Annotated in this window: 12 protein-coding genes and 3 pseudogenes; 10 read left to right on the forward strand and 5 right to left on the reverse strand. The window is 69.7% G+C overall.

Annotated elements, in window-relative coordinates; genetic code table 11:
- The first annotated feature begins 143 nt into the window (after positions 1–143).
- The 8 genes from ACIPFH_RS41645 (at position 144) to araD (ending at position 11,663) form a co-directional block, all read left to right on the forward strand.
- The gene (locus tag ACIPFH_RS41645; RefSeq protein WP_401835087.1) at positions 144–1,532 is read left to right on the forward strand and encodes an ABC transporter substrate-binding protein; all 1,389 of its coding nucleotides are present in this window, start codon (positions 144–146) and stop codon (positions 1,530–1,532) included.
- 70 nt (positions 1,533–1,602) lie between these two features.
- On the forward strand, positions 1,603–2,547 hold the full coding sequence (locus ACIPFH_RS41650) for a carbohydrate ABC transporter permease (protein ID WP_401835090.1): 945 nt from the start codon (positions 1,603–1,605) through the stop codon (positions 2,545–2,547).
- A complete protein-coding gene (locus tag ACIPFH_RS41655) occupies positions 2,544–3,479 on the forward strand; it encodes a carbohydrate ABC transporter permease (protein WP_401835092.1) in 936 nt (311 codons plus the stop codon). Before ACIPFH_RS41650 ends, ACIPFH_RS41655 begins: the two co-directional genes overlap by 4 nt.
- Positions 3,480–3,520: 41 nt before the next feature.
- Complete coding sequence (locus ACIPFH_RS41660; protein ID WP_401835095.1) at positions 3,521–5,704, forward strand: beta-galactosidase; 2,184 nt, start codon at positions 3,521–3,523, stop codon at positions 5,702–5,704.
- A gap of 21 nt (positions 5,705–5,725) precedes the next feature.
- The gene (locus ACIPFH_RS41665; RefSeq protein ID WP_401835097.1) at positions 5,726–7,531 is read left to right on the forward strand and encodes an RICIN domain-containing protein; all 1,806 of its coding nucleotides are present in this window, start codon (positions 5,726–5,728) and stop codon (positions 7,529–7,531) included.
- A gap of 138 nt (positions 7,532–7,669) precedes the next feature.
- On the forward strand, positions 7,670–9,349 hold the full coding sequence (gene araB / locus ACIPFH_RS41670) for a ribulokinase (RefSeq protein WP_401835100.1): 1,680 nt from the start codon (positions 7,670–7,672) through the stop codon (positions 9,347–9,349).
- A gap of 39 nt (positions 9,350–9,388) precedes the next feature.
- Positions 9,389–10,906: an L-arabinose isomerase gene (gene araA, locus ACIPFH_RS41675; protein ID WP_401835103.1), complete on the forward strand. Its 1,518-nt coding sequence runs from the start codon at positions 9,389–9,391 to the stop codon at positions 10,904–10,906.
- A 31-nt stretch (positions 10,907–10,937) separates the two neighbouring features.
- The gene (gene araD / locus ACIPFH_RS41680; RefSeq protein ID WP_401835105.1) at positions 10,938–11,663 is read left to right on the forward strand and encodes an L-ribulose-5-phosphate 4-epimerase AraD; all 726 of its coding nucleotides are present in this window, start codon (positions 10,938–10,940) and stop codon (positions 11,661–11,663) included.
- 120 nt (positions 11,664–11,783) lie between these two features.
- On the opposite strand, the gene ACIPFH_RS41685 is transcribed toward araD, so the two are convergent.
- Together ACIPFH_RS41685 and ACIPFH_RS41690 are read right to left on the reverse strand one after the other, a co-directional pair.
- On the reverse strand, positions 11,784–12,812 hold the full coding sequence (locus tag ACIPFH_RS41685; protein WP_401835199.1) for a LacI family DNA-binding transcriptional regulator: 1,029 nt from the start codon (positions 12,810–12,812) through the stop codon (positions 11,784–11,786).
- Positions 12,813–13,085: 273 nt separating this feature from the next.
- Positions 13,086–13,529, reverse strand: coding sequence for a class I adenylate-forming enzyme family protein (locus ACIPFH_RS41690; protein WP_401835108.1), 444 nt, complete (start codon positions 13,527–13,529; stop codon positions 13,086–13,088).
- On the opposite strand from ACIPFH_RS41690, the pseudogene ACIPFH_RS41695 reads away from it, so the two are divergent.
- Positions 13,528–13,638 (forward strand): annotated as a pseudogene (locus ACIPFH_RS41695) (AraC family transcriptional regulator); the annotation flags it as partial. The gene ACIPFH_RS41690 and the pseudogene ACIPFH_RS41695 sit on opposite strands and share 2 nt — an antisense overlap.
- A gap of 3 nt (positions 13,639–13,641) precedes the next feature.
- Here the strand turns inward: ACIPFH_RS41695 and ACIPFH_RS41700 are convergent.
- From ACIPFH_RS41700 to ACIPFH_RS41710, 3 genes and pseudogenes are all read right to left on the reverse strand, one after another.
- On the reverse strand, positions 13,642–13,821 hold the full coding sequence (locus ACIPFH_RS41700) for a hypothetical protein (RefSeq protein ID WP_401835202.1): 180 nt from the start codon (positions 13,819–13,821) through the stop codon (positions 13,642–13,644).
- Positions 13,822–13,840: 19 nt separating this feature from the next.
- Positions 13,841–13,966 (reverse strand): annotated as a pseudogene (locus ACIPFH_RS41705) (DUF5133 domain-containing protein); the annotation flags it as partial.
- A 75-nt stretch (positions 13,967–14,041) separates the two neighbouring features.
- Entirely contained in the window at positions 14,042–16,225 is a 2,184-nt protein-coding gene (locus tag ACIPFH_RS41710) for a SpoIIE family protein phosphatase (protein WP_401835110.1), read from the reverse strand.
- A gap of 150 nt (positions 16,226–16,375) precedes the next feature.
- On the opposite strand from ACIPFH_RS41710, the pseudogene ACIPFH_RS41715 reads away from it, so the two are divergent.
- Positions 16,376–16,570, forward strand: a pseudogene (locus tag ACIPFH_RS41715) (plasmid stabilization protein); the annotation flags it as partial.
- Positions 16,571–16,608: the final 38 nt, after the last annotated feature.

Consider the following 16,608-nt stretch of genomic DNA (forward strand, 5'->3'; position numbering starts at 1 on the left):
AGCGTGACGTGCTCGGCCCCGTTCCGCGAGAAGCACATTCGCCCCCGTCGGTCCGTTCCTCACGCCTGAACCCACCTCTGGCATCCCATCAGCACGCCGCCGCCCAGCGCGCGGATCCTCTAGGCACCTCTGCGGAGTTCACCATGTCCAGATTCTTCACAGCCCCCTCCTCGGCCCACCTGAACCGTCGTGGCTTCCTCGCCGCGACCGGGGCCCTGACGCTGGCGACCACGCTGTCCGCCTGCGGCGGAGACGACACGAGCGGCGGCACCTCCGCCAAGTCGGTCAGCCAGGCCGACATCGACAAGGCGATGAAGACGCCGACCGAGCTGACGTTCTGGACCTGGGTCCCGAACATCGACAAGGAGGTCGCGCTCTTCGAGGCGAAGTACCCGGCCATCAAGATCAAGGTGGTCAACGCGGGCCAGGGAACCCCCCAGTACACCAAGCTGCGTACGGCCCTGAAGGCAGGCAGCGGCGCACCGGACATGGTGCAGATCGAGTACCAGGCCATCCCGACCTTCACCATCACCAACAGCCTGCTCGACCTGCAACCGTACGGGGCGTCCGCGCTGGAGGACCGGTTCGTCGACTGGACCTGGAGCCAGGTCAGCGGCAGCAAGGGCGAGGTCTGGGCGATCCCGCAGGACACCGGCCCGATGGGCATGCTGTACCGGCAGGACATCTTCGACGAGCACGGCATCGACGTGCCGAAGACCTGGGACGAGTTCGCCGCGGCGGCCCGCAAGCTCCACAAGGCCGACCCCGACGTCTACCTCACGAACCTCGCCGCGAACCAGGCCGCGGCCTGGCACGGACTGCTCTGGCAGGCGAACGCGAAGCCCTACTTGATGTCCGGCAAGAGCGACATCACCATCAGCGTCGACGACACCATTTCCAGGAGGGTCGGCGAGTACTGGGGGACCCTCGCCAAGGAGGGAGTCATCGGGGTCGAGCCGGACTTCACCGACTCCTGGTACGCCGGGCTCAACAAGGGCAAGTACGCGACCTGGCTCACCGCCGCCTGGGGGCCGGTCTTCCTCTCCGGCTCCGCCAAGTCCACCGCGGGCAAGTGGCGGGCGGCCCCGCTGCCGCAGTGGGACGCCGCCAAGCCCAGTTCCGGCAACTGGGGCGGGTCCACGACCGCCGTCATCCGCTCCACCAAGAACCCCGTCGCGGCGGCGATGTTCGCGCAGTTCCTCAACACCGACCCCGCCAGCGCGAAGATGTTCGCCACCGAGCAGTTCTTCTTCCCCGCCACCAAGGCCCTGCTCGCGGACGCGTCTTTCGTCGGCCAGGAATCCCCGTTCTACGGCGGCCAGAAGGTCAACCAGGTGTTCGCCGACATCGGCCCCACGGTCAACACGACGTTCCAGTGGCCGCCGTTCCTCGACCAGGCGGCGACCGACTGGACGGAGACCGTCGGCAAGTCCCTCGCCGACAAGTCCGACACCGTTCGCGCGCTCGGCACCTGGCAGTCGCGGCTCACCACGTACGCGAAGACGCAGGGCTTCACGGTTTACACGACCTGACGGCTCGTCGGGCCCCGTGCATCGGCACGGGGCCACCCGCAAGCACCATCCCACCCCTCAGAAAGGCTCGATGATGACTGCCACAACCGCGGCCTCCCCCAAGGGCCGGCGCCGAGACGGGCCCACCGGCCCCCGGCGCGGTGGCATGCGCCGCCGCCGGTCGGCGGGGCCGCTGTTCGTCGCGCCGTTCATGGTGCTGTTCCTGTTGCTCTTCGTCGCGCCGCTCGGGTATGCCGCCTATCTGAGTCTGTTCCAGGAGCGTCTGATCGGTGGCACGGCGTTCGTGGGGCTCGACAACTACGCCCAGGCGCTTGGTGATCCGCAGTTCCTGCACGGCATCGGGCGGGTCGCGCTGTTCTTCGTGGTCCAGGTGCCGGTGATGCTGCTGCTGGCGCTGGCCTTCGCGCTGGCTCTGGACAGTGGGCTGCTGCGGCTGGCCCGTGTGATCCGGCTGGGCATCTTCGTCCCGTACGCGGTCCCGAGCGTGGTCGCCGCGCTCATGTGGGGCTATCTGTACGGGCCGGACTTCGGTCCCTTCGCGCAGCTCAGCCGGGACCTGAGCCTGCCGGTGCCGGACTTCCTCAGCGAGGGCTGGATGCTCGGGAGCCTGGCGAACATCGTGACCTGGGAGTTCGTCGGCTACAACATGATCATCCTGTATGCCGCCCTGCGCACGATTCCCGAGGAGCTGTACGAGGCCGCCGCGATGGACGGGGCCGGCGCCTGGCGGATCGCCCGGTCGATCAAACTGCCGGCCCTGCGCCCGGCGCTGATGCTCACCCTGCTGTTCTCGGTGATCGGCAGCTTCCAGCTGTTCAACGAGCCGAAGCTGCTGATGAGCATCGCCCCGGACGTGATCAGCAGCTCCTACACCGCCAACCTCTACGCCTACACGCTCGCCTTCACCGGCCAGCAGGTCAACTACGCGGCCACGGTGTCCTTCCTCCTGGGCCTGGTCATCGTGATCGCCTCCTACGCCGTCCTGCTCACCGCGAACCGCAGGAGGACCTCGTGACGACCACCGTTTCGACGGCGAGCGCCGCATCGCCGGCGCACCCGGCCCCCGCCGCGCCCCCGACCCGGCGCCGCTCCCCCTCGGCCCGCCGCAGCACCCCGCTGACCATCGCCATGCTGGCCGCTCTGGCCTATTTTCTGCTGCCCCTGTGCTGGCTGCTGATCGCCTCGACGAAGAGCACCCAGGATTTGTTCAACACTTTCGGCCTGTGGTTCTCGCACGCCCCGCAGCTGCTGACGAACGTCAAGGAGACCTTCGCCCAGGACGACGGGGTCTTCCTGCGCTGGCTGGTCAACACCGTGCTCTACGCGGGTGTCAGCGCGGTCGGGGCCGCGCTGCTGGCGGCCGCGGGCGGGTACGGCTTCGCGAAGTTCCGCTTCCGCGGCGAGCGGGCCGCCTTCAACCTGGTGCTCGGCGCCGTCATGGTCCCCACCACCGCGCTGGCCATCCCCACCTACCTGCTCTTCGCCAAGGCGGGCCTGGTCAACACCCCCTGGGCGATCATCCTGCCCTCCCTGGTCAACCCCTTCGGCCTCTACCTCATGCGTGTCTACGCCCAGGACGCCGTCCCCGACAGCCTCCTGGAGGCCGCCCGCATCGACGGGGCCGGCGAGGCGCGGATCTTCTTCCGGATCGTGCTGCGGCTGCTGGGCCCCGGTCTGGTGACGGTCCTGCTGTTCACCCTGGTGGCCACCTGGAACAACTACTTCCTGCCGCTGATCATGCTCAACGACCCCGACCTCTACCCCGTGACGGTCGGACTGTCCTCCTGGGCCGCGCAGGCACAGAACGGCGGGGCCGGCTCGAGCAGCGACATGCTCGCACTCGTCGTGACCGGCTCCCTCATCTCGATCATCCCGCTCGTCGTCGCCTTCCTGATGCTCCAGCGGTACTGGCAGAGCGGCCTGGCCGCCGGCGGCGTCAAGCAGTAGCACGCATCCCCCACTCCCTGTTCCTTCGGAGGTTCTTCTTCATGGCCGCTCTGCCTGCCCGCGTCCTCTTCGGCGCCGCGTACTACCACGAGTACACGCCCGCATACGACCCTCATATACAGCCAGACGAACGCCTCAAGACCGACCTGGACCTGATGGCCGACGCGCATGTCAGCGTGATCCGGGTCGGTGAGTCGGTGTGGTCGACCTGGGAACCGCAGAACGGCCGGTTCGACCTCGACTGGCTCCAGCCCGTCCTGGACGGCGCCCACGAGCGCGGCATCCGCGTCGTGCTGGGCACCCCGACGTACGCAGCGCCCCTGTGGCTCGCCCGCCAGTACCCGGAGATCACGGGCGAGCGGCGCACCGGTGAACGCATCGGCTGGGGCGCCCGCCAGGAGGTCGACTTCACCCACCCCGCCTTCCGCTTCCACGCCGAGCGGGTCATCCGCAAGATCGTCGCCCGCTACGCAGACCACCCCGCGGTGATCGGCTTCCAGGTGGACAACGAACCGGGCCTGCACCTCCTGCACAACCACGGTGTCTTCCAGCGCTTCGTGGACCACCTGCGCGACAAGTACGAGAACGTCGAGACCCTGAACCGCGAGTGGGGCCTGGTCTACTGGTCGCACCGCCTGTCGACCTGGGCCGACCTGTGGACGCCGGACGGCAACGAACAGCCCCAGTACGACGTCGCCTGGCGGGCCTTCCAGGCACGCCAGGTCAGCGAGTTCATCGGCTGGCAGGCCGACATCGTCCGCGAATACGCCCACCCCCGGCACTTCGTCACCACCTGCATCTCCTACACCCGCCAAGGCGTCGAGGACGACGAGCTGACCGACCGCCTCGACATCGCCTCCGGCAACCCCTACTACGCCATGCAGGACGGCCTGCTCCTGCCCGACCCCACCCCCGACGACCACGAACAGAAGTGGAAGAGCACCGGCGTGTGGGCGCTGTACCAGAGCGCCGACTGGATGTACTCCTCCCGCCAGGAGCCCTTCCTCGTCACCGAGACCAACGCCAACTCCATCGGCTTCCCGTGGGACAACCGCCCCGCCTACGACGGCCAGTGGCGCCAGGCCGCCTGGGCCCTCGTCGCCCGCGGCGCCCGCATGATCGAGTACTGGCACTGGAACACCCTGCACTTCGGCGCCGAGACCTACTGGGGCGGCGTCCTCCCGCACACCGGACAACCAGGCCGCGCCTACGCCGAACTCGCCCGCCTGGGCGCCGAGTTCGAGACGGCGGGAGAACTCGTCGCCGGACTCGAACCGGACGCCGACATCACCATGGTCTACTCGACGCCGAGCAAGTGGCTGATGCAGAAATACCCCCCACTGGCCAAGCCGGACGGCGAACCCGACCCGGCCGCCTACCACCGCTTCTTCGACCCCTTCTACCGCGGCGCCTTCGACGCCGGCCGCCAGGTCCGCATCGTCCACGCCCGCCAGCTGCACGACCCGCACGGCGACAGAGAGGCAACGACACCCCAAGAAGCCGTACAGCGCCACCCCGTCCTCGTGGTACCGGCCCTGTACCTCGCGGCCGACACCATGCTCGACTGGCTCGCGGCCTACGCCCAGGCCGGCGGCCACCTCGTCCTGGGCCCGCGCACCGGCTACGCCGACCACGAGGCCCGGGCCCGCCACGAAGCGGCCCCCGGCCGCCTGACCGACGTCGCGGGCGTCCGGTACGACGAGTTCAGCAACCTGGTCGGGGAAATCCCCGTAAGGTCGGCGCCCGGGGGCCCGCTCGACCTCCCCGAGGGTGCGACGGCGACCCGCTGGGCCGACGGCCTGACCGTCACCGACGCCGAGGTCCTCGTCACGTACGACCACCCGCACTTCGGCCGCTGGCCCGCCGTCACCACGCGGCGCCACGGCGCGGGCCGCATCACCTGCGTCGGCACGGTGCCGGGCCGCGACCTCGCCCGGACGCTGGCCGAGTGGCTGACCCCGCCCGCGCGTCACGCCTGGCGGGACCTCCCGGCCTCCGTCACCGCGACGACCGGCACCGCACCCGACGGCCGCCGCGTGCACATCGTCCACAACTGGAGCTGGGAGCCCGCGAGCGTCCTCGCCCCGGCGGACCTCTCCGATGCCCTGACGGGCACCTCCATCTTCTCGGGCTCGGCGCTGGACCTCGGCCCCTGGGACGTACGCGTCCTCGTCTCCACCGACGCCGACAGCGCGCCGGCCCCCGAAGCAACCAACCGTTCCTGATCCATCCCCTGAGGAGGGGCAATGCCACGAAGAAGGCTTGGACGAGCTTTCGGTATCTTCACCGCGACATCCGCGATCCTCGCGATACCCATGGTCAACGCGCAGGCGTACGACCCGACGGGCGGGATCCTGTACCAGCTCGGCAGCGAGCCGTGCCTCAAGGGCCGGGGCAACTGCGCGATCTACCCGAAGTCGGCTGAGCTGCCGAGCGGACGTCTGGTCGCGTCGTTCGAGAAGTCCACGGTCGTGACGGCGACCGGGAGCGCCGACAAGCAGACCCTCCCGGTCTACAAGAGCGACGACCACGGAACGACGTGGCAGTCCCTGTCGGAGGTCAAGGCTCCGGCGTATCTCTCCAGCGACCCCCAGTACGCGAAGTACACCAGCAACTGGACCAACCCCTACCTGTACGTCCTTCCGCAGGACGTCGGGAACCTGAAGCAGGGCACGCTGCTGCTCGCGAGCGTCGTGTCCGGCGACGACTACTACTACAAGGAGCACAAGGCGGCCGACCCGAACTGGACGCCGACCAACGACGGCGACCGCAAGGATCTGGCGATCGCCCTTTACTCCAGCACCGACGACGGTGCGACGTGGAAGGTCGAGAACGTCGTCGCGACCGGCGGCTGGCAGGGCGGCAGCGCCGGCGCGGTCGGACAGAACATCGCCAACGCGAACACCAACCACCAGGTGGACCCCATCTGGGAGCCGTACCTGATGGTCTACAAGGGCCAGCTCGTCTGCTACTACTCCGACGAGAACGACTACACCGGCTTCAACGCGACCACCGGCGTCCCGACGCTCGACCCCGCGAACGACACCGCCACGGACTCGCAGGGCCAGATCCTCGCCCACAAGACCTGGGACGGCCGCAGCGCCTCGTGGAGCGCCCCCGTGGTCGACGTCGCGGGACTGACCCAGAGCATGGGCGGCGGCAAGACGGAGATCGGCGGCGGGCGGCCGGGGATGGCGAACGTCGTCCGCACGACCGACGGCAAATGGCTGCTGACCTTCGAGTACTGGGGCGGAGGAGCCAACACCAGGTACGTGCTCGCCGACGATCCGAGGAAGTTCTACACAGGCTCCGCCACGGGTACGGGCGTCAACACCCTGCCGCTCGATGCCGGCTCACACGCCCTGGCCGTGGGCGGCAGCCCGGTCCTCATCAGGCTTCCCGGCGGGCGCCTGGTCTACAACGCGGCCGGCAGCGGCAACGTCTGGGTCAACGACAGCGGACGCAGCGACAGCACATGGAAGGAGTACCAGACGACCTCACCGGCGGGTTACAGCCGCAACCTCCAGTACGTCGACGGCACCGGCCGTATCGCGATCCTCAACAACCAGGGCACCTCCACGATCGCCTACGCCGAGGTCGACCTCGGCCACTCGGACGGTGCCTACTACCAGGTGGTCAACCGCAAGACCGACCAAGTGATCGGCACCGGGAACAAGACCAACGACGCGAACATCGGCAATGGAGACGTGCCCGACGTCCGGCTCGAGGCCCCGGGCTCGGCGGGCAACGCGGACACCCAGTACTGGCACGTGACCACCGAGCCGACGAGCGGCGTGAGCCTGCTGAACAAGTCGGGCGGCCGCGCGGCGGCCATCTGGACCGGCAACGCCACGGCCGGACAGAAGATCGGCCAGTGGGTCGACAACAGCGACACCGGCAGCTGGAACCTCGTCAAGACCGCCGACGGGTTCTACAAGCTCCAGTCCGTCAAGAACACCAGCCTCTACCTGACCGGTGCGACTGCCGGGGCGCAGCTGACCCTGCAGACCGCGCTCACGGACGGCTCACAGGACTGGGAACTCGTCCAGTAGACACCCTGCTACCGGGGTCTGGCATCCCATGCCAGGCCCCTCACCTTCATTCGCGTGATCGAACGCGGGCCGACACATCGAACATCGAGTCCCGATGGTCCGTCAGCACGTTCTCCTCATCAACAAGGATGGCTGGTTGTGAACACAGAGCGCGATGACCGTGCAATCCTCGAATCCTGTGTCGTCGGAGTCGACTTCGGCACGCTGTCCGGGCGGGCCGTGGTGGTCCGCGTCCGGGACGGAGCGGAGCTGGGTACCGCGGAGCACCCCTACGCCCACGCGGTCCTGGACCGGGAACTGCCCGACGGCACCAGGCTGCCGCCCGACTGGGCCCTGCAGGTGCCGTCGGACTACCTCGACGTCCTGCGCCACGCCGTGCCGCAGGCGCTGTCCCGTGCCGGAGTGCGGCCGGAGCAGGTGATCGGTGTCGGCACGGACTTCACCGCCTGCACGGTCCTGCCGGTCCTCGCCGACGCCACACCCCTGTGCGAACTGCCCGACCTCGTCGGCCGCCCGCATGCCTACCCGAAGCTGTGGCGCCACCACGCCGCACAGAGCCACGCCGACCGCATCAACGCGCTCGCCGCCGAGCGGAAGGAAGGGTGGCTGACGCGGTACGGCGGGAAGATCTCGTCGGAGTGGGAGTTCGCCAAGGCGCTACAGGTCTTGGAGGAGGATCCGGAGGTCTACCGCCGGACCGAGCGGTGGGTGGAGGCCGCGGACTGGATCGTCTGGAGGCTGTGCGGCACCTACGTCCGCAACGCCTGCACCGCCGGTTACAAGGGCCAGCTCCAGGACGGCGCCTACCCCTCCCGCGACTACCTCGCGGCGCTGAATCCGGACTTCGCCGGCTTCGTGAGCGACAAGCTGGACCAGCCGATCGGCGAACTGGGCGCGCAGGCCGGGACGTTGACGGCCGAGGCCGCAGCCTGGACGGGGCTGCCCGAGGGCATCACCGTGTGCGTGGGCAATGTCGACGCCCATGTGACGGCGCCCGCGGCGGGAGCCGTGGACCCGGGACAGATGGTCGCCATCATGGGCACCTCGACCTGCCATGTGATGAGCTCCGACCAGCAGGCCACGGTGCCGGGCATGTGCGGGGTCGTGGACGGCGGCATCCTGCCGGGCCTGTGGGGATACGAGGCCGGGCAGAGCGGTGTCGGCGACATCTTCGGCTGGTTCGTGCGCAACAACGTCCCCGCGTCGTACGCCGACGAGGCCGCAGCCCTGGGACGCGACGCGCACGAACACCTGACCGTCCTCGCGGCCGAACAGCAGGTCGGCGAGCACGGTCTGATCGCCCTGGACTGGCACAGCGGCAACCGCTCCGTCCTGGTCGACCACGACCTCAGCGGGGTGCTGGTCGGACTGACCCTCTCCACCCGGCCCGAAGACATCTACCGCGCGCTGCTGGAGGCCACCGCCTTCGGCACCCGCACCATCATCGACGCCTTCGAGGCATCCGACGTGCCGGTGGCGGAACTCATCATCGCCGGAGGCCTGACCAAGAACGCGCTGCTGATGCAGATCTACGCCGACGTCACCCGCCGCCCGCTCGGAGTCATCGGCTCCGCGCAGGGCCCCGCACTCGGCGCCGCGATGCACGCCGCGGTCGCCGCCGGAGCGTACCCCGACATCCGGGCCGCGGCCCACGCCATGGGCCAGGTCCACCGCGGGGCCTACCTGCCGGACCCCGAACGCGCCGCGGCCTACGACCGCCTCTACGCCGAGTACCGGCTCCTGCACGACTACTTCGGCCGGGGGGCCAACGAGGTCATGCACCGCCTGCGCCGCATCCGCGCAGAAGCGTCCGCCTGAGCGATGCACGCGCACCCAAGCCCGAAAAGGAACCCTGTCATGACGACACCAGCCACCACCCACGCCGGCCAGGAGATCTGGTTTCTCACCGGCAGCCAAGCCATGTACGGCGAGGACACCCTCCAGCAGGTCGCCCAGCAGTCCCAGCAGATCGCCGACCGCCTCGACGCCGCCCCGCAGATTCCCCTGCGGGTCGTGTGGAAGCCGGTCCTCACCGACGCTGAGTCGATCCGGCGGCTGTGCCTGGAGGCCACCGCGTCCGACGCATGTGTGGGGGTGATCGTGTGGATGCACACCTTCTCCCCGGCGAAGATGTGGATCGCCGGGCTCAGCACGCTGGACCGCCCGGTGCTCCATCTGCACACCCAGTACAACCTGTCGCTGCCCTGGTCGAGCATCGACATGCATTTCATGAACCTCAACCAGGCCGCCCACGGTGACCGCGAGTTCGCACACATCGAGGCGCGGCTCGGCGTTCAGCGCAAGATCGTGGCCGGTCACGCCACCGACCCGCGGGTCATCGGGCGCGTCGCGGCCTGGTCCCGGGCCGCGGCCGGCCGCCACGCCTCACGTACCCTGCGCCTGGCGCGGTTCGGCGACAACATGCGCGACGTCGCCGTGACCGAGGGCGACAAGGTCGAGGCCCAGCTGCGGTTCGGCTACTCCGTGAACACCTACGGAGTCAACGACCTGGTCGCAGTCGTGGACGCCGTCGAGGACAAGGAGGCCGTCGAACTCGCAGCCGCCTACAGCGAGCTGTACGACGTGGTCCCGGCGCTGCGGCCCGGCGCGATACACCACGACTCCCTCCTGTACGCGGCCCGCCTGGAACTGGGCCTGCGTTCCTTCCTCACCGAGGGCGGCTTCACCGCCTTCACCACCAACTTCGAGGACCTGGGCGGACTTCGCCAACTGCCCGGCCTGGCCGTTCAGCGGCTGATGGCCGACGGCTACGGCTTCGGCGGCGAGGGCGACTGGAAAACCTCGGCCCTGCTGCGCACGATGAAGGTCATGGCCGTCGGGCAGCCCGGTGGCACCACCTTCATGGAGGACTACACCTACCACCTCGGCCCGGGCACCCCCCGCATCCTCGGCGCCCACATGCTGGAGGTCTGCCCCTCGGTGGCCGCCGACCGCCCCAGCTGCGAGATCCACCCCCTGTCCATCGGCGGCCGCGAAGACCCCGTCCGCCTGGTCTTCAACGCGGCCCCCGGTCCCGCGGTGGTCGTCGGCCTCTCCGACCTCGGCGACCGCTTCCGCCTGACCGCCAACACCGTCGACGTCGTCGCGCCCAGCGAACCCCTGCGCCGCCTGCCCGTGGCCCGAGCCGTATGGGAGCCCCACCCCTCCCTGGCCGAGTCCGCCGAGAGCTGGCTGCTCGCCGGTGCCCCGCACCACACCGTCCTCAGCTCCGCCGTCGACATGGAGACGCTGACCGACTACGCGGCGATGACCGGCGTCGAACTGCTCACCATCGACGAGAACACCTCGTCCGGACAGTTCGCCAAGGAGATCCGCTGGAACGCCGCCTACCACCGCCTCGCCCAGGCCCTGTGACAGCCATGAACCACGCTCAAGGAGACGATCGATGACTGTCGCTGTCCGCGAGGGCCTGCGCCAAGAGGTACTGGACGCCAACCTGGCCATCCCCCGGGTCGGCCTCGCCACCCTGACCTGGGGCAACGTGAGCGGGACAGACCGGGAGGCGGGGGTCTTCGTCATCAAGCCCTCCGGAGTCCCCTACGAGGACCTCAGCCTCGACCACCTGGTGACCGTGCGCCTGGCGGACGGCGCCGTCGTCGACGGAGACCTGCGTCCCTCCACCGACACCGAGACCCACCGCTGTCTGTACCTCGCGTTCCCGTCCATCGGCGGGGTCGCCCACACCCACTCCACCCATGCCGTCGCGTTCGCCCAAGCACGCCGGGAGATACCCGTCCTGGGCACCACCCATGCCGACACCTTCAACGGCCCCGTCCCCTGCACCCCCGACCTCACCGTCGAGCAATGCGCCAAGGACTACGAGTACAACACCGGGCGCGTCATCGTGGACATGCTGGAGGGCGACGACCAGAGGGCCGTCGAGGTCCCCGCCGCCCTCGTCGCCAACCATGGCCCCTTCACCTGGGGGAGCACCGCCCGCCAATCCCTCGAACGCGCCATCATCTGTGAAGCCGTCGCCGACATCGCCATCCGAACGCTGGCCCTGGCCCCCACGGGGCCGCCACCGCGGCACCTGCTGGACCGGCACTACACCCGCAAACACGGCCCGGACGCCTACTACGGCAACCCCGGGATGGCCGCCTCCGGGTGACACGGAACCTGCCCGGACAGACGCGACGGCTCCCGCCGGCCGGCCGGGCTCGCCGGGAGTACTCGCCTCGATCACGCGCCTGGTCAGGAGTTCCGCTGCTCAGGCCGAGACCGATGCCGATCAGCGGTGAGCGGAAGCGCCAAAGCCTCTCGGCGGAGGCGCGGTCGAGGCGCGGACGATCAGGTCGACCGGAGGTTCACTCGCCGCCAGGGGGTCGGCTTGCGGGTTCTCGATGGCGTGCACGAGACGTTTGAGGCCGTCCTGGGCCACCGCGTCGAACGGCTGGCGCACCGTCGTCAGGGGAGGTGTCACATAGGCGGCGACCGGAATGTCGTCGAAACCCACGACGCTCACGTCGTCCGGAACGCGTCGGCCGGCCTCCGTCAGTGCGCGGATCAGGCCGATGGCCATGTCGTCGTTTGCTGCGAAGACCGCTGTCACGTCGGGGTCGGAGGCCAGTTCACGGCCCGCGGCGTAGCCGGAGGCGGCCGACCAGTCGCCCTCGACCAGCGGTGGCTCGCCCCGGTCGTGAGCCGCCAGCGCCGCCCGCCATCCGTCGAGACGGTCCCGGGCGGCGTACCACCGCTGCGGACCGGCGAGGTGATGGACGGTGAGATGTCCCAGGTCGAGCAGGTGCTCGGTGACCGTGCGCGCCATCAGGTCGGCGCCGACCCCCGCAGCCAGCACGTTGGGCGCGGCGAACGGCGGTGGCGCGCCGCAGACGAGGACCGGCACGTCGACGTGCACGGAGACTTCCGGCCCGCCCCCGTTCCCGCTCTCGTCGATGGGCTCGGAGATGACGATGCCGTCCACACCCTGGTCCAGGAGCGAGTCCACGGCTCCGGCGATGCCCGTCGGGTCGCCTTCCACGGTGTTGACCACACGAAGCGCGTATCCCGTGTCCCGGACGGCTCGCTCGACGCCCATGAGCAACGACGCGGGTCCGTACAGGGCGGTACCCAGCGTCACCACGCCGATGGAACGTGTGCGGCCCGAGGCCAGGGCGCGAGCCGCGTTGTTGCGCCGGTAGCCGAGTTCCTCGGCGGCTGCGAGAACGCGTCTGCGCACGTCCGTGGAGACGTAGGCCTCGTTGTTGAAGACCCTGGACACGGTCTTCTGCGAGACGCCTGCCAGCCGGGCCACGTCCATGCTGCGCGGCGCGGTGGAAATCCCGCCTCGCCCTGGTCCCCGTGTCATGGCGCCTCCCGGTGGTCACGCGTCCGGGCCCCATGATGTCAGAGACCTCCCGACTGCCCGCCTCCTCACGCCCACACAGTCAGAGGGTTGTGCCCGACCGGCGCCTGACCAGGGGACGCGTCGCTCTCCACCCCGGTCCCGCGCCTGGCGCGGGACTGGACTTCCTGTGAGTGGCGAGGGGCTACGGGCCGGTTTTCGACGCGGCCGTGGCGTCATCCGGGTTGATCAGGAACCGGCAGAGGCCGTCGCATGAGCCGCCCTCAACGAGGCCTTGTCGATCTTCCCGACCGCGTTCTTCGCGATGGCTTCCACCACGAAGAACGCGGTCGGACGCTTGTAGCCGGTGAGGCTGCGCGCGCAGAGCGCTTCGAGCGTCTTCGGATCGACGGCCACGCCCGGTCGTGGCTGGACGTAGGCGACGACCACCTCTCCCCACTTGTCGTCCGGTACGCCGATCACGGCGGCCTCGAGCACGGACGGATCGCCCGCCAGCACGTCCTCGATCTCCTTGGGGTAGATGTTCTCCCCACCTCGGATGATCATGTCCTTCGAGCGCCCCACCAGGGTCAGGTAACCCTCGGCGTCGAGGTGGCCCACATCGCCCGTGTGCAACCAGCCGTCGACGACGACCCGGGCCGTCTCCCGCGGCCGGCCGAGATAGCGACGCATCGCCACCCGGGTCGGACTCGCCTCAGCGGTCAACCTGCGCCGCCGTTTCCGGGCGCATCTCGGCACCACACCTGGCGCCTACCGACGGACCTTCGGCGACACCTGGTAGCAGTCAGGACATCGCACGCGCACCGGCGAAGGGCCATATCGCGGCGCGGACCGTGACCGGGTTCCTCTGCGCCGGGCCGACGACCGGCACGATGGTCAGGGCCCGAACCGGCAGCCGACCCGCTCCGCTGTGGATGTCGAACACGGCCGCCGTATCGCGTACGTCGTCCAGCCCCTCCGCCACCCCGCCGCACCCACTGATGCAGGGTGTAGGCGACGTCGTCCATCCGCCGGCGGGCCTCCTCGCTGCCGTTCTTGGCGTGCAGGACGCGCAGGGTCTCGTACTGCTCGATGAGGTTCTTCCGTACGGCCGGGTGTGCCATGAGCATCGGGAGAACGAAGACCCGTCATGACTGAAGGGCACAACCATCCCGCCGCAGGGCGAGGGGCTCCTCGGCGGTCGCCTACCGGACGCGCAAGAGGAGCAGGGCGATGTCGTCGGTGCGGGTGTGGTGGAGGCCGGCGTGGTGGAGGAGGCTGTCGGCCAGGTCGTCGAGGGACTGGTCGCCGTTGCTGGTGAGGTGGTCGGCGAGGGCCGTGATGGAGTCGGTGATGTCGGTGTCGGGGGTTTCTACGAGGCCGTCGGTGTAGAGGGCGAGGAGTGATCCCGCGGGCATGGGAGCGGTGGTGACCGGGTAGTCGTCCTCGGTTCCCATGCCGATGCCGAGCAGGGGGCCTGGTTCCACCTCGAGCGCGATGGTGTGCGGTGTGGGCGCGGGACTGCGCAGAAGCGGGGGCGGATGTCCTGCGCTGGCCAGGTGCAGGCGTCGCTCGGAGAGGTCGATGTGGATGTAGAGGCAGGAGACGAACAGGTCGGTTTCGAGATCCATCAGGACGCGGTTGGTGCGGGCCAGGACTTCGCCGGGGGCCGCACCGGCGGTGGCGTGGACGGCTGTGCGGACCTGGCCCATGAGGGCTGCGGCGTTGATGTTGTGTCCTTGTACGTCCCCGATGACGGCGGCGGCGGTGCTGTCGCTGAGGCGGATCAGGTCGTAGAAGTCGCCACCGATGTCCATGCCATGGGCGGTCGGCAGGTAGCGGGCGGCGACGGCAAGGCCGGGTACCTGGGGGAGGGTCACCGGCAGGAGGGTCTGCTGCAGACCATGGGCGAGGTCGTGCTTGGCGTCGTACAGGAGCGCGCGGTCCATGGCCTGGGCGATGAGCCCGGCCAGTGACACGAGGACGGCGCGGTCGCTCGCGCTGAAGGGGTGCGGGCGGTCGTAGGACAGGATGCAGCATCCGACGCGGCGGTCGGCGACCAGCAGGGGCAGGAACGCCCAGGCCTGTTTGCCGCTGAGCTCCGATGCCCGCGGGTGGGCGCGGGCCATTTCGAAGGGGTCGGCGAAGAAGGCCGGGATGCCGCTTTGCAGGACATGGCCGACAGGGGTGAGACCGGTGTCCAGGGGGAGGCCGTCCAGGCGGGCGATGTTGCGCGGGTCGTAGCCCCGGTGCCCGGTGATCCTCAGGCGCCCGGCGTCGGCGGCGGAGATGACCATGCCCTGGGCGCTGAAGGCGGGCAGGATCTGGTCGGCCACCAAGTTGATGACGTCGGTCACGGTGACGGTCTGGCTCAGGGCGGCCGCCAGGTGGATCAGTTGGTGGATCCGCCCCGTGCCGGCTCCCTCGGGTGAGGCGCCCAGGGCCGGGGTGACGCGGGGCGGCGGTGCGTCCGCCGACTCATGGTCGAAGTGGGGGGAGATGAGGGCGCTGATGCCGCTGTCGTCGGGGTAGAGCCGGATGTCGAGCCAGTGGTCGGGCGGGCTCAGCGCGGTGTAGGCGACGGGTTCGCGGGTGAAGACCGCGGTGCGGTAGTGGTCTTCGTGGACCGGGTCGTCGAGCCAGGGCACGGACTGCCACGGCAAGGTGCCCAGGAGGCGGTCCGACCTGCGGCCGAGCAGCCGGGCGGCGGCGTCGTTGAGGTAGGTGATGCGGCCTTGCAGGTCGAAGCCGATGGCGCCGACAGGCATCCGCTGGAGCAGGTCGGCGGCGGCGAGCCCGGTCTGTGCCGGGTCCGGGTCAGGCCGGCGCAGGGGCACGGCACGCGGCTGATCGGGAATGGGCCAGGGGGCAGGCGCTTGGTCCAGCACTTGGGTGATGCGGCTTGCGCTGGACAGGATGTGCCCGCGTTCTCGACGGGTCAGCGAGGGCGGGTGGTTCTTGGGCCACGCCAGCACCAGTACCCCCCACCGGCGGGCACCGTGCAGGGGGGCGAAGGCCAGGGCGAACTGGTAGGGCAGCCCGGCTGCGGCGCTCGGATACAGGCGGGCCATGTCCTCCTGCCGGCCCACCCACACGAGGCGGTCCTCCCGCACCGCTTCCGACAGCGGGCCCGCAGCCGATACCGCCACCCGCCGCCACGGCGCCGCCACCACCACCGGGATCCCGCACACCGCCGTCAGGCACAACACCGACTCGGCCGGCGGCAGCAAGTACACGCCCGCTGCCAGAGCCCCCGTACGTTGCACCGTGCCACTGAGCACCTGGTCCAAGGATGCCTCGTCCCCAGGTGCACCATTGCTGTCATCACTCACATATCCGACACTATGCTGTCGAAAGCCGAAGAGAGACTGGGATGTACAGCGGGCCATCAGGATGGTCTCTGCCGGGAGCCGGGAGCCGGGAGCCGGGAGCCGGGAGCCGGGAGCCGGGAGCCGGGAGCCGGGAGCCGGGAGCCGGGAGCCGGAGGCCCGGGTGCCGGGTGCCAGGTGCCGCATCGGCCGGCGGTTGATCACAGACGTGAGTCGGAGTCCTCCAGCCGCAGTTCGACGAAGGACATGTCCTCCGGCAAGCGCGGCGGTCAGCGATCGGGCAAAGGCCCACAGGGCCCGACCTACGACCAGCTGTACAACGAGGCCAAGCAGCGCGGCATCGACGGACGTTCGAACATGAACAAGCAGCAGCTGCAGCGCGCGCTCGCCGCCAAGAAGAGCTGAGCGCCCGGTGAGTGGGGGCGGGGACGGCGAACAGGACC

Source organism: Streptomyces sp. NPDC088157, assembly GCF_044741545.1.
Taxonomy (GTDB): Bacteria; Actinomycetota; Actinomycetes; order Streptomycetales; family Streptomycetaceae; genus Streptomyces.

What these genes read in the sequence shown, in the direction of transcription:
- ACIPFH_RS41650 (WP_401835090.1), top strand. Translation starts at nt 1,603, where the DNA reads ATGATGACTGCCACAACCGCGGCCTCCCCCAAGGGCCGGCGCCGAGAC.
- ACIPFH_RS41690 (WP_401835108.1), bottom strand. Translation starts at nt 13,529, where the DNA reads ATGCGTCGCTATCTCGGCCGGCCGCGGGAGACGGCCCGGGTCGTCGTC.
- ACIPFH_RS41665 (WP_401835097.1), top strand. Translation starts at nt 5,726, where the DNA reads ATGCCACGAAGAAGGCTTGGACGAGCTTTCGGTATCTTCACCGCGACA.
- ACIPFH_RS41685 (WP_401835199.1), bottom strand. Translation starts at nt 12,812, where the DNA reads ATGGACGTGGCCCGGCTGGCAGGCGTCTCGCAGAAGACCGTGTCCAGG.
- ACIPFH_RS41660 (WP_401835095.1), top strand. Translation starts at nt 3,521, where the DNA reads ATGGCCGCTCTGCCTGCCCGCGTCCTCTTCGGCGCCGCGTACTACCAC.
- ACIPFH_RS41710 (WP_401835110.1), bottom strand. Translation starts at nt 16,225, where the DNA reads ATGGCCCGCTGTACATCCCAGTCTCTCTTCGGCTTTCGACAGCATAGT.
- ACIPFH_RS41645 (WP_401835087.1), top strand. Translation starts at nt 144, where the DNA reads ATGTCCAGATTCTTCACAGCCCCCTCCTCGGCCCACCTGAACCGTCGT.
- araA (WP_401835103.1), top strand. Translation starts at nt 9,389, where the DNA reads ATGACGACACCAGCCACCACCCACGCCGGCCAGGAGATCTGGTTTCTC.
- araD (WP_401835105.1), top strand. Translation starts at nt 10,938, where the DNA reads ATGACTGTCGCTGTCCGCGAGGGCCTGCGCCAAGAGGTACTGGACGCC.